The sequence below is a fragment of the Paenibacillus sp. J22R56 genome, from assembly GCF_056269375.1.
This window is the reverse complement of record NZ_JBWDNV010000014.1, coordinates 62,020-74,597: the sequence shown is the minus strand read 5'-3', so window position 1 is coordinate 74,597 and position 12,578 is coordinate 62,020. Positions and strand designations below refer to the sequence as shown.

General features: G+C 46.0%; 13 protein-coding genes. 7 read left to right on the top strand and 6 right to left on the bottom strand.

The window, feature by feature from the left end; genetic code table 11:
• The first annotated feature begins 12 nt into the window (after positions 1-12).
• From AC0YNT_RS28185 to AC0YNT_RS28175, 3 genes are all read left to right on the top strand, one after another.
• Positions 13-2,067, top strand: coding sequence for a phage tail spike protein (locus tag AC0YNT_RS28185; protein ID WP_475807614.1), 2,055 nt, complete (start codon positions 13-15; stop codon positions 2,065-2,067).
• Between the two features lie 225 nt (positions 2,068-2,292).
• Positions 2,293-2,781, top strand: a complete 489-nt coding sequence (locus tag AC0YNT_RS28180; RefSeq protein WP_475807613.1) for a phage holin family protein — start codon at positions 2,293-2,295, stop codon at positions 2,779-2,781.
• Positions 2,762-3,415 carry a glucosaminidase domain-containing protein gene (locus AC0YNT_RS28175; RefSeq protein WP_475807612.1) on the top strand — a complete coding sequence of 218 codons (654 nt, stop codon included), beginning with the start codon at positions 2,762-2,764 and terminating at the stop codon, positions 3,413-3,415. The genes AC0YNT_RS28180 and AC0YNT_RS28175 overlap by 20 nt, the downstream gene beginning before the upstream one ends.
• A 44-nt stretch (positions 3,416-3,459) precedes the next feature.
• Here AC0YNT_RS28175 and AC0YNT_RS28170 read toward each other — a convergent pair whose 3' ends face one another.
• From AC0YNT_RS28170 to AC0YNT_RS28150, 5 genes are all read right to left on the bottom strand, one after another.
• Positions 3,460-4,302 (bottom strand): SGNH/GDSL hydrolase family protein, encoded by an 843-nt coding sequence (locus tag AC0YNT_RS28170; RefSeq protein ID WP_475807611.1) that lies wholly within the window; start codon positions 4,300-4,302, stop codon positions 3,460-3,462.
• Between the two features lie 254 nt (positions 4,303-4,556).
• A complete protein-coding gene (locus AC0YNT_RS28165) occupies positions 4,557-5,180 on the bottom strand; it encodes a hypothetical protein (RefSeq protein ID WP_475807610.1) in 624 nt (207 codons plus the stop codon).
• A gap of 285 nt (positions 5,181-5,465) precedes the next feature.
• Positions 5,466-5,855: a YhjD family protein gene (locus AC0YNT_RS28160; protein ID WP_475807609.1), complete on the bottom strand. Its 390-nt coding sequence runs from the start codon at positions 5,853-5,855 to the stop codon at positions 5,466-5,468.
• Positions 5,856-5,913: 58 nt separating this feature from the next.
• Positions 5,914-6,771 carry an ATP-dependent DNA ligase gene (locus tag AC0YNT_RS28155; protein WP_475807608.1) on the bottom strand — a complete coding sequence of 286 codons (858 nt, stop codon included), beginning with the start codon at positions 6,769-6,771 and terminating at the stop codon, positions 5,914-5,916.
• 252 nt (positions 6,772-7,023) lie between these two features.
• Positions 7,024-7,254: a helix-turn-helix domain-containing protein gene (locus AC0YNT_RS28150; protein ID WP_475807607.1), complete on the bottom strand. Its 231-nt coding sequence runs from the start codon at positions 7,252-7,254 to the stop codon at positions 7,024-7,026.
• A 138-nt stretch (positions 7,255-7,392) separates the two neighbouring features.
• Here AC0YNT_RS28150 and AC0YNT_RS28145 point away from each other — a divergent pair, with 138 nt between their 5' ends.
• From AC0YNT_RS28145 to AC0YNT_RS28130, 4 genes are all read left to right on the top strand, one after another.
• The gene (locus AC0YNT_RS28145; RefSeq protein WP_475807606.1) at positions 7,393-7,725 is read left to right on the top strand and encodes a hypothetical protein; all 333 of its coding nucleotides are present in this window, start codon (positions 7,393-7,395) and stop codon (positions 7,723-7,725) included.
• A 180-nt stretch (positions 7,726-7,905) separates the two neighbouring features.
• On the top strand, positions 7,906-8,262 hold the full coding sequence (locus tag AC0YNT_RS28140; RefSeq protein ID WP_475807605.1) for a hypothetical protein: 357 nt from the start codon (positions 7,906-7,908) through the stop codon (positions 8,260-8,262).
• An 85-nt stretch (positions 8,263-8,347) separates the two neighbouring features.
• On the top strand, positions 8,348-8,611 hold the full coding sequence (locus AC0YNT_RS28135) for a hypothetical protein (RefSeq protein WP_475807604.1): 264 nt from the start codon (positions 8,348-8,350) through the stop codon (positions 8,609-8,611).
• Between the two features lie 15 nt (positions 8,612-8,626).
• On the top strand, positions 8,627-11,044 hold the full coding sequence (locus AC0YNT_RS28130; protein WP_475807603.1) for a hypothetical protein: 2,418 nt from the start codon (positions 8,627-8,629) through the stop codon (positions 11,042-11,044).
• A 309-nt stretch (positions 11,045-11,353) separates the two neighbouring features.
• Here the strand turns inward: AC0YNT_RS28130 and AC0YNT_RS28125 are convergent, their stop codons facing one another.
• Positions 11,354-12,574 carry a site-specific integrase gene (locus AC0YNT_RS28125; RefSeq protein ID WP_475807602.1) on the bottom strand — a complete coding sequence of 407 codons (1,221 nt, stop codon included), beginning with the start codon at positions 12,572-12,574 and terminating at the stop codon, positions 11,354-11,356.
• Positions 12,575-12,578 lie beyond the last annotated feature (4 nt).

The following is a 12,578-nucleotide window of genomic DNA, read 5'->3' as shown; positions in this document are numbered from 1 at the left end:
ATGGTCAAATGTATGGTGGATAATATCATTATCGTTTATGACAAACTTGAAACGGACTTTAACCACTATGGTTTTGCTGTGATAACAACAACACTTGACCCAGGGCCGCGTATCTTCGAGCGGATGAATGCTGAGTATACCTGCGAATTCACAGTGCCTTACACCGATCCGGCTGCCCAATATCTTTTCGAGGAAAATATCGTCAAGGTTGATGGACGACTGTTCATCCTTCGGACGGTCAATGAGGCACGGGACGCCAATGGGCGGCTGCTTGCGGACGTCTTCGCCGAACACATCAGCACCGAGATGCTAAGCGAATACGTTCCGCTGCTTCAATACACCAATGCGACAGCAACAGCTATCATTAACGGACTATTCACAGGCACTCGCTTCTCAGGTGACGCAACGGCAATCACAACCAATCACGATTTTACAGTCGAGCGCAATATGGTGGCGTGGGGCATCAATCATTTCCTCGTGCTCTCGAATGGCGAAATGAAACGTGATAACTTCAACTTCACCTTTAAGCCACAGATCGGCGCTGATAATGGTGTTCGAATCAGCTACCGAAAGAATCTTAAATCCATAAAACGAACCAAGGAGAGTCGTGGTATCATTACCCGGCTCTTTGTTTATGGAAAGGATGATTTTGCGCTGCCAGAGCCAATCGACAGCCCCAATATTGACCTCTATCCTCGGCCTAAATGTGGGACTGTCACCTTCGACGATGTTGAGGATTTAGAGACGCTACAGGCCAAGGGCGAGGCTTATCTGGCTACCGTGGACATCCCTTCTCTCGCTTATGAGGCTGACGTAATCGAGTTGAAGCATGCAGAAGGCTGGGACGAATCAGAGGGCTTTGAGCTAGGGGATACGGTTCATATTGATGATGAGGACTTGGGCATCCTTGTGGCAGCCCGCATCGTGGAATACGAGTACTATCCTTTCAAACCGGAACGTTCCCGCGTCACACTGGCGAACTTCCTGCCAAGCCTAGTCGATACCGTTACCCGACTACAGGAAAGCAGTCGCGTTATCGAGAACGTGACGACCGCAGGCGGGAGCATCAAAAGCAACTGGATTGAAGGCAAGATTAATGTCCTGAAGAACCAACTTGTTGCTAGTGGGGCATACGCTTCCTCTGATGTGTTGGAGAATCAAGGCTTCTTGCTTGAAAACACCGACACCAATAGTCCTGATTACGGTGCTATATACATCGGCCCCGGCCTATTCGCAATAGCGTCCGAGAAGGTTGGCGGTGACTGGAACTGGCGGACATTCGGTAAGGGAACAGGCTTCACGGCTGACCTGATCAACGCCGGCACAATTCAAGCGTCTTTAATCCGTATTGGAGCCAACACAACATACGATCCGGGGTATGATCCAAGCGACAAAGAGACGCCAGCAGGGGCGCAGGCAAAGGCTGATGCGGTGAAGGATGAAGCTGTCACCGATGCGGTTGACGCTGTTAGTGACGTTGCAGTCATGAAGGGCGTAAAATACATGTCCGTCTACATGGACGTTAACGGATTCCATATCGACGACGCAACGGGCGAAGCTGTCCGCATGGGCGAATGGATACCGGGGCGATACGGCGTTGCAGCGTACCATACAGACGGCAGCATAACAGCAATTGGGCCTGAAGGGCTGACTCGAATTAAAGCAGGCGTCGAAAAGGAATACCACTACCTAAGCGCAAACGGAAGTTCTGAGACCGGATCTACCGGTAATTACTTTGATGGCGGCGGCGGGCAGTATTCAAGCGGAACAGATAATGGTGACGGAATACCAAACGTCACGATTCAGCTGCCAGATGATTTCAAGGGCAAAGATTTTAAGGTTTCACTGTCGTTGACGTCAGCATCGAGTTACGCTATGGCTATTCGTGATGGCGACTCGTATTATGTGCCTTACGCTGATTTCGGGACAAAATTAGAGATCGTAAGCATCGACTACGTTAACGCAAGGTTCACGGTCAAAGGGTATGGGAGGTATATCGTCGTCAACCTGCCTAACTTCTACAACAAATATTACGCTGTTCAATTCTCGTATATGGCGGTGGCTTAATGTTCAATGTGCTTTTTCGCGGTGGGATGCAGAGCTTTCGAAGTGAGTTTAGACCATTGCTGGTATCGGTTTTACAAGAAAGAAGCGAGGGCGTAATGATTAACGAGTATGACGACTGCCTCTTCTTCCTTGAGGATGTCCGAGAGTATGAGGACGAGAACGGAAATATGGTATCGGTCGGCTCCGCTTAGGCCGGGCTTATTAAATTTAAGGGGGATGACTTTGGTGAAGGATATATTCGCTATTAGTGTTACACCAAGCAAGGCGGCTGTAATCGCTGTTGGAGCAGCTGTGGGTCCATGGATTGAATTGTTTTACGGGGATGGACGTCTGCTTCCAATTCTACTTTTGGTTGTTGTTATAGTGATTGATTGGATTACTGGTGTTGCTGCAGCACAGAAGGATAAGACGTATTCTTCAGATTATGGTCTGCGGAAAGGCTTGCCGCGCACGTTGTTCCTGCTGGCGCTGCCGATCATTGCAAATCTAATGGATACAATGATTAGCTCTCCAGGCTTATTCTTTTATGCAATTACTCTCGGCATGATTTATCATACTTGGCAATCACTTACTGCCAACGCACTTCGAGCTGGCTGGGGGAAATGGATCCCGACAGCTGTTTTTAGTTTGATCGAGAGCGAATTGAAGGCAAAGACCGATCGAGCCCAGAAGCGTGTTGAGGAGGCGAAGAACAATGACACTGCAGCTCAGTAAGGCGGCCTTCTTTCCTTACCTTGCGGCAACGGTTATCAAGGTGTGGAAAGAAGGATCTCCACTCATACCTTCTGTTCGGCTTGCTCAGAACTGGCTGGAGACTGGCGGCATGCTCCATGACTGGAACAACCTCGGCGGCTATAAGGTAGGCAGCGGAAAGCCCTCTCCGTTCTGGAGCGGTAAAAGCGTTAGTACAGCCACCTGGGAAGTATACGCCGGTAAGACGGTCAATACATCAGCCAACTGGCGGGCTTATGATTCCATCTACGACTTCTACAAAGACCAAGACCTGCTCTTCGGTATAAGCCGTTATGATCGTGTACGAGCTGCGAAGACTCCAGAGGAGCAAACGGCTGCACTGTATGCCTGTGGGTATGCGACAGATCCGGACTATGCCAGCAAGTTAATGTCGATCATCAGAACCAACAACTTGACGATTCATGACAAAGTCGAGGAGGCAGAGGAAGAAATGGAGAAGATTGCTGTATACGTCAATGGCAAGAAGTTCACAGACGGTCTATACGACGATAAGGCGGGCATCACCTATGCCCCAGTCCGTTCTATCGCGGAGTCGCTTGGAGCGTCTGTGAAGTGGGATAACAACACAAAACGCGTCGATCTGACTAAGAAATGATAAAAGCCCACTGGCCTTCGCGGCTGGTGGGCTTTTATTTGTTATTATTTCTTTCTTTCAAACTCAGTTTTCAAAATCTCAAACCACAACTCATAACCCTTATCATTCGGATGAGCACTATCCGATAGATAATCTTTCATATCAACTTTACGTGACTTGAACCCTTCGTAGATATCTACAAAATCCCAGTCATTTTCTTCTGCTAATTGCTTAGCTCCATTGACGTAGTCAGAAAGCGTTAGGCCAATGCTGTTTTTCCCTTCGACCAGTAATGGGTTAGGAGAAAGCAGAACGACCTTCGTATCTGGTAAGCTTTTATTTATTAAATTGACGATGGTTTCAATGTTTTTAGTTGTCTGCTCAAGAGGTACGGATTGATCAACATCATTGAGAACACCGATTTCAAAGAGAACCATATCAGGTTTCAGCTTAATCAACTCTTCTACCTTATCCTCAGCGAGAAGCATGCCTGAAGTGTAACCTCCGTAACCTTTGTTGCTGTAAGAAATTGAAGTGTAACCATCCACCTTTTTTAAGTCCTTCACCAGCAATGGGAACCAGCTGGTGCTTTTTGAGTCACTTGCACCTGTTCCGTAAGTAACACTACTTCCGAGGGCAGCTAATCGAAAAGATTGGTTATCGTGAGTGGCTTTAAAGTACTTAATATCCTCTATGTAAGAACGAGGAGAACCATTAGGTTTTAGTGCCTCTAATTCAAACGCTGCTTTTTTATCGGCCTCCGCTTTAGCTATATCTAATAATTCCTCTTGCTGCTGAATAGCAGCTTGAACTTTTTCTTGATGATTAATGCCAATTACGATGAAGATGACAAATATTGCACAAACAATAATTAAACTAGATACAATAGCAAATTTCTTTCCGTTCAAACGAAACACCTACCCAATATTTGTTTATAGTAGGGACATTATACCATTGCACTACTTACTTTAGTATCAAAATTTTACAAGTATGATAAGCCAAGTGTCCTAAAAGTTTTATTCTCGTGGCCTTAATTAATGAATACATACTTCCACTTTCCGTTTATTTCAACTGCAGTAGGTAAACTAGGTATCAGGCAATCTCATCAGCTCCTTTTATAAAATAAAAAGCCACTCAGGAGAGTGACTTTACATTCATTTATTTATTCAATCTCGGGCATCGTAACCTTCAGATCACCAAGTCCTAAACTAAATTCCTGTACAAATTTCCTATCTTCTCTGTCTTGATATGTCAATTTGATCTGCACTTCTTGATTTGAGTAATCTTTCATAAGATGGGCGTAATAGGGGAAATCCGAACCCTTTACTTCCGTACCTTTTACATATTGGAGTATCTTAGTTTCCTTGATTTCTCCTGATCCGGGTAGCACATACATAACCCGATTTGTTTTGAAGATTAGATCCTTAAATAATACTTCAGAAACGAGCTCAACATTTAACGCCGCCCCACCACCGACATTCGTAATGAGTAGGATCATATCCTTTCCATCTTTCACTGTTTCTACAGAAAGATGAGGTCTGATGCTTAACTCGGAGTCTCTTCTTTGCAAATTAATCGTATAGACCAAACCAGCGAAGGCAAACCCTGAGAACAAGGCGTTTACTGCGCCAAACATATCGCCGAATGTCCCTCTGTTATTAGCATCTGAGTCCGAACCGTAATGCTTTTGAATCAAGAACCACGACATTGACCAAAAAAAGATGACCGCAAGGCACATATATAATAAAACTCTGTATTGCTTATAAAAACGCCTTACATTTTTCAATATCTAATCCCCCCTGAAATTCCATGAACATCAATTCGATAACTAGGAAGGAAATTCCTTTATTCTGGCGAATTGTGTCGTTCAGGAGGCGATACTATTGGACTACGAACTCATAACCGATGAAGACTTTAAATTCGCTATCGAAAGTGGCAAGGATGTCAAATTCTTATCATTGGACCGCATCGGGTCCGGTAAGATTAAAAAATTCAACGACCTGTTTGTTATAATCGGCGACGAAAGCCTCGTTCGACAACGATTTAAATTCTTCATAGAAATAGCCATCCTTTAATGGGATGGCTTAAACATTCCTGCTATATAATCTGCGAGCCGCACGCTCATTTCTGAGCGAACCACTTCTTTCATTAATCCGAATTCATTGTGATATCCCCGCAACCAAAATTCAAAATGCACAGCAGCTGGATCGTACTTATCTTTCATTTCATTCACTTTGCAGCCGATTCGTTTGAGTTCTTTTCGGATCTCGTATAGATCAACGTGAATCTTTTTCGACAGCGCCTCAGCTGACTTAATGTAAAGCCTCTTCAGCGTGTGATTCTCGAATTCCATGTCTTTACGATTCTTCTCTACAATATCGAGCAGCATCGGCATGAGGCAGTAATCTCGAATCAACTCAAGTTCCTCTTTGCTCGGAATCGCTGGTCTTTGTCCGTCCAATTCAATCACCTCACGGCAATTATAATGCGAACGAATGTTCGAAAACAAGAGTTGACATTTAGACTACGAACTTCACGAATTCGGGCGACCGCATCATGCCTGACTTGTACCAATTCCGCATCCGTATCCGCGCTGTAATCACCGGCTTAACGTAAACGAAATTCTTATCCTCGCCAGTCACGATGTCCTGTGCGATCCTGTAGAATGCCTTCTTATGATCTGCAGGTACCGCCAGTTCAATCATTCCAACCGAGCGACCTTCATGCTGCGCCAGCCATCCGAACTGCTCTTTGCGGTATCCGCTGATCTTCACGTCAGCATAGGTGTAATTAATCATCTTCAACCATCTGTCTGATCGTCGGCCGACATAGCTGCTGTCTTTACGCTTAGCGACGATCCCCTCGAGCTGTTGTTGCTGAATGACCTGGAACAAATCCTTACCCATACCATCAATCTGCATCAACCGTCTGAAGTGGTTGTTCTCCGTCATGATCGAATCTAGAATCCCCATGCGCTCCACAAGTGGCAGCCGGCGAACGTCTTCCCCATCAACCTCAAGCACATCGAAGACGAAGTATTGCACTGGTAAGCGTCTCATACCCTCGAGGATTTTCTCCGGCTTCGCCATCTTAAACCGTTCCATAATCGCTTCAAAGTCAATCATTCCCGTTGCTGGGTCGACATATGCAACCTCGCCGTCGAGAATAGCACTGGAGCAGTTTAACGGTGGAGCATGCAACTCTGGATATTGCCGCGTCACTTCATTATCATGTCGCGTCCAGAGTTTTAATGAATCACCATCCTTAGCAAGTAGCAATCTATGTCCGTCGATCTTTGGCTCAAATACATAACGCGGATCGTCAAACGCTTCTTCTCGCTTCATAAGAAGCATAGCTTGAGGTGGTGCGGTATTCATAATGTCTTCACTCTCCCATACCATCCAATTGTATCATCGATACTAAAATTGGAGGAAAGGGAAGTGTTGGCACAATTTAACGTCGAACTCTCATTTCTAACGTTATAAGTACATTATTTGTAATAAAACACAAGCCATGCCGAATACGCTAGGGGTAGCGTAGCCCCTACGGGCGTAGCGCTGGGAGCGAATATGGAACATAGTGGAGCGAAGGTCAGAGGCTAGCGCCTTTGTCTTCGCTCCTTTCGTCGTTTATACGTCCCAGAAGTCCGATTCCTTGACGCGCTTATTCCCCGTCAACTCTCGTACTGCCTCTACTAACGCCTGTCTAGTAATAGAGCGTAGGGTAGCGTCATCTTCGTTACATATCCTCGATAACGTCTTCTTATTAAGACCGGTTGCTTTACGCAAATCCTCCTGCAATATACCGCGTTCATCTATAAAAGCCCCGAACTTGCTGCGTTTCTTTCCTAATCTGTACATAGTCGATTCGCCGTCCTTAATTACGCTTTCTATTAAGTTTGGACGAGTCTATTGAAATAAATACGTAGAATGCGTAATAATGACCGAGCCTTACTCCGTATCCTCTAACATCAAACGTTAAAAGGAGGTCGCGGCGGCATGGATAAGGCGCTTTTAAAACGGATGGCTGGAGAAGTTTCTATTAAAACACTCGGTGGAATGCTTGTTAATTATGCGCAATCAGCAGCGGCTAATAATGCGGTAACCAACGAATTACTGGAAGATATCGCGTCAATTGAAACACTAATTACTGAGCTCAAATCGCGAGGCGGTCTAGCGGAGAAACAACGTCGTGAAAGACGTAAAAAGCCAACGGAAGGTGATGACGTAAATGGATCAGTACATCCGGAAAGCGGTCAGCTTCAACGCGAACAATCCGAAGCAGCAGGAACTATTCGATTGGGTAACGGAGCAGTGCGGGAACAACTTTAGCGGATATGTAAAGGCGGTCCTTAACGCACATATGAGCGCCGAGAACCGCCGAGTGTTAGAAGATGTGCGTAAGAGCTCCAATAGCTCCTCCGATAATAAGACCGATGAAAAAGTGCATAAAACTTCGCCTCCTTTTTCTAGTATAGTTCCCGCTAGAAAGCGTAATTATACCGGGAAGGAATGATCGTTATGGCACGTATTGAAACGTTAGATTGGGCGGGTTTTATGCGCGGTAATGTCGTTGAAAAAGATCGTAATACGGTAAGTCGCGTTGCTAAAACTGCCAGCGCCGTACACCTTGCGTTGTTGCCTACGACTGTATTCGCGGCGGTACCTGGGCAGGATACGTGGACGGAAATATTTACAACGGTACTCAATATCGCGGATTGGTTATGTGCGGGTGTTATCGTATACGCCGGCGTAACTTGGATGTTCAATAACCGTACCAAGGCGATCGAATTTATTATGGGCGGCAGTATCGGATACATCATCGTCAGGCACGCGTTAGATATCCGTAACTGGCTGAAAACGTTGTAGAGGCGGTGGTCGCATGTTATTACGAATTAATGGAACTTTAGTACCGAGTGGTGGCTCGTCAGATCCTACGGGTAGCAGCGGTATTATGGAGCAACTCAACAACTTTGCGGATTGGTTCATCGGTCAAGAAACGGAATTACTTGTAAAACCCGCGACGAATACATTCTCTGCATGGGCGCACCACATTGCGGATGTACTTAACGCTAATTCGGCGGAAATCGCTACACTCGCAATCGTTGTTTGCGCAGTCGGCATGATGGTCGGTCCGTTAATCGGTGCGGGTGGTAAGTGGGTCGGCCGTCTGTTTGTTACGTTTTGGGCTGGCGTAATATGGAGTGCGTTTACGTAGAGGAGGAGGTGACCGATGGTGTACAATACTTTCCGAATAATTCCGCATCATACTGCACTCAACTCCGCATCTCGTAGCTTTCAGCGCGCACTCTACGAATTGTTCAGCGTCAGACAAAAGCCGCGACGTGAGGGCTTACGTATCATAACGCAGCCGGCTCCGGACTTCTATTGGATAACGAAGCTAACCGCGGAATCAATTGCGTTCTATGTGAGAGTGCCCGCTGAATTTGCGGACGCATTCCGTACTAAATTCCGTAACCACGAGCAATGGCGGAAGTCTACGATCGAGGTCGCGGAGGACTTCGAGTTGATACGGGAAGACGTTAATACGGACTTGTACGCGCTCAAGTATAAACGTCACGACATGTTCTCGCTCGACTTCCGTTATAACGAGCAAGCCACGCCGGTCCGCGATGTTCTTAGCGTTGTTCACGAGTTAAGCGGTAACGAAGCAGTCACGATATTAATACACCAGCAGGAAACAATTAACCGCGGTAAGTGGAAACGCCTAGTTGATTACGCGTGGGAATCGTGGGATAAAGGGGGCGTACCGCAGAAGGCAGGCATTGATCCGCTGAGAGTACTGCGCGGTGCGGCTAATGGGGTTGTTTACGTTCTATACGAAGCACATGCGCTCGTCGCCGATATAATGTCCGGCATTGAAAAAACATTCTTCCATGGTGCTGGATCGCGCTCGAAAATAGAGCGGCCAACTTTCCGCAATCCCGAACGCGCTGAGCTATTAGTTAACGGTGATTTGTCCGCGATGACGAAGAATAAGCGGAATCTACCCGTATTCAAAACATCAGTTCGTTACTCAGTTACGGCAGAGGACGCAGTAAAACGTGGTATGTTGGCGCGGTCAGTGGCCGGTGCTTACGCGTCACTAGCTGGCGATAACCGGTTGGAATCCGTAAAGGTTAAAATACGTAGTCGTCGAGATTTCACACCGACGATTATGTCCGTTGACGAACTCGGTAAATTAACGCAACTACCGACGGCGGAGATACAAACGGAATTTGCGGATGTATTACTGTCAAATCAGCGCGTTGAGATAGAATTACCACGTGTGTTCCTAGACGATAGCGGTATACTGGCGGGCACGGCTACAGATCGAGGTCAGACGCACAACGTTTATGTATCAAAAAAGAATCCGGACCGATTGTTTTACGGGCGTGCTTACGTTGGCATGCAGGGAATGGGTAAGGACCAAGCGATGATTAACCTTATCGTAGAGGCTAAACGCAAGCACAATATAGGCGCAGTCATACCGGACGTTATTAATGAACAAAATGGTCACCGTGGGATGGCGGATGCGCTGCGTGATCATTTACCGGCTGAGGACGTAATTGATATCGATCTGGCCAATACGGAGCATCCGATATATCTCGGACTGCAGAGCATCGTCCGAAACGTGAAGGACCAGCGGATCGCAGCGGATCGCATAGCGGAGGAGATTACGCAGTTTTTAATGGCGGATGCGGATGACGATAAGTTCCAAACGATGGACTTTTTACGTGAGGCAGCGAAGGCAACTATGGGCGATCTGCAGGATATTAAGTATATGTTTACATCGCGGCTGTTTCGGAATCGGAAGATCGCGGAACTAGAAGACATATTCGATATGGATACGTGGCGCGATTATGATCGGATGACGGATAAGGACGGAGGTATGAGCGGACGGCAAGGTCAGATATACGGACCGATTCAGCGGCGGCTCGGTCAGATCATTAATAGCGAGTTCTTGAAGCCGATATTCTGCCAACAGCCAAACCCTGCGATGGACTTATATCGGTGGATTGACGAAGGTAAAGTCGTTATTTTCCGGTTTCCGAAAGAGGACGTGATTTCGCGGCGGGTTATCGAGCTACTTATGTACTGGATCGTATTAAATGTTTTCCTCATTAAAGTAGCACAGGATGGGAAGACGAAGGCACTCGGTACGTACCTTGTGCTAAATGAACCACATCAGTTTTTGTCGCCTGGACTCATCCATTTCATGAAGCGGATGTTGACGGAAGGAAGGAAGAAACGGTTAGCTCCGATATTCGCGTTCCATAACTTTAAGCAATTCCGAGAGTATCCGGGCTTCGTCGATATTCTTAAAACAGGCATTAACTGGCACATATTCAAAAATGAGAATATCAAGATGTACGAAGAGCTAATGCCGCAGCTATCGAAAACGTTTGTTGACGCTCAGCAAGCGATGGACGCTACGAAACAGTACCAGTATATAGCGTGCTGGATTAACGATGAGGGAAGCGGAGAAAGTCCTTTCGTAGTCGATGCGCTGCCGCTTGTAAGTAAACGTTATAACACAATGAATAACGAGTTATTAACGAAGATACACGCCCAGAAGTACGGCCGGTCAATCACGGATGTCATAGCAGAGATAAAACGGAAGGAACTCGAGGTGCGCGGAAGGAATTAGGGGCAGCCAATATTTTTCTTCATTAATATAAAGAACTGGTTAAGATCCCCGTGATGTTTTTAAAAAGATAAGAAAATCACAAGAAAATCACAAAATGTGCGTTCTAATGTGAATGAAGTCATATTTTACGACCATACATCATATACGAGCAGTGAGTATTTTCAACGAATTTGATTAATTATGAATAAAAATGAGGACTGGGGCTGTATGGGCGGCATGATGTAATAAATGCCTTGAGCCCTTGATTTATAAGGGATTTAAGGTGTCGGGGTATCCTGAGGGTAACTAAAGGGTAACATCGGCGGAAAATTAGAGGCTTTTCATGAGTTCACCGAACTTATGGGAAGCCTCTTTTTTCTTTGGTTTGGTGACGTGCAAATACACGTTCTTAGTCGTATCATCGTCTTTATGGCCAAGTCGCGCCATAATCGTTTCTAAGCTTACTCCTGCTTCAGCCAGCAATGAAGTGTGTGTATGGCGCAGGGAATGGGGCGTTAGCTCAGGGTTGAGTTTAGCTTGTTTCAGCAGCCTAGCCATTCGGTGTTGAATTTGCTTGAGGTACTCCGGGTAGCCTGCATTCTTTTCATCGGATTTAGCGAATATAAAATCATGATCATGGTAGCTCTTACGGTATCGCATCTTAATGGCGTTCTGTTTTACCCGCAGGCGCTCAATCTCATTAATAACAATATCCTCAACGTCGATGACACGTTTCGAGGTTTTCGTTTTTGGTGGTAGGATATGATATTCTTTCGTATTGTTCGTCGGGTTGTAATACGTCTTCGTGATGTTTATTGTATGTTCTGTAAAGTTGATATCCCGCCATTTCAGTGCACATAGCTCTCCAGCGCGAATGCCTGTGTATGCTAAAGTCAAGAAAATGACATAGTCACCTTCTAAACCATATTCCTTGGCAGTATCCAGAAAGAGCTTAAGTTCTTCCTTCTCTAGATATTTTGGAACCTCTATCTCCTGTTCAAGCTCTTCTACCGTCTTCTGGGTCTTAGGGACAAATGAATACTCGGTAGGGTCGCTCTTGATTATCTCAAGCTCAACGGCTCGCTTGAAAATCATACGCCCCGTACGATGGATACCGTCAATAGTATTATCGGCGTAGTCTTGCGATTTCAGGTGAAAAAGAGCATCTTGATACTGCTTCTTTGTGATGTCCCGCAGCCGTAGCTTGCCGAAATAAGCCATCAACTTGCTGATTTCATGTTGTCGTACTCTGATGGTGCTAATTTTGATCTTCCCTGTACCTTCGTACACGATTAGCCATTCCTGAGCAAATTTCTCGAACGTAATGTTGTGTTCCTCGATATAGGTTCCTTGCGAAAGTTCAGCCTCCATAATGGTTGCAGCTTGCTCTGCTTCCGTCTTTGAATTGAAGCCGCCTTTCTTTTTCTGCTTACGTCGTCCTGTCTGGGGGTCGATCCCGATATTGATCATATACGACCAAGATGCACCGCATGAGCATTTCTTGGATTGCTTGCCGGGACATTTGCAATGAGGTTTGTATAAGTATGCCATCCAA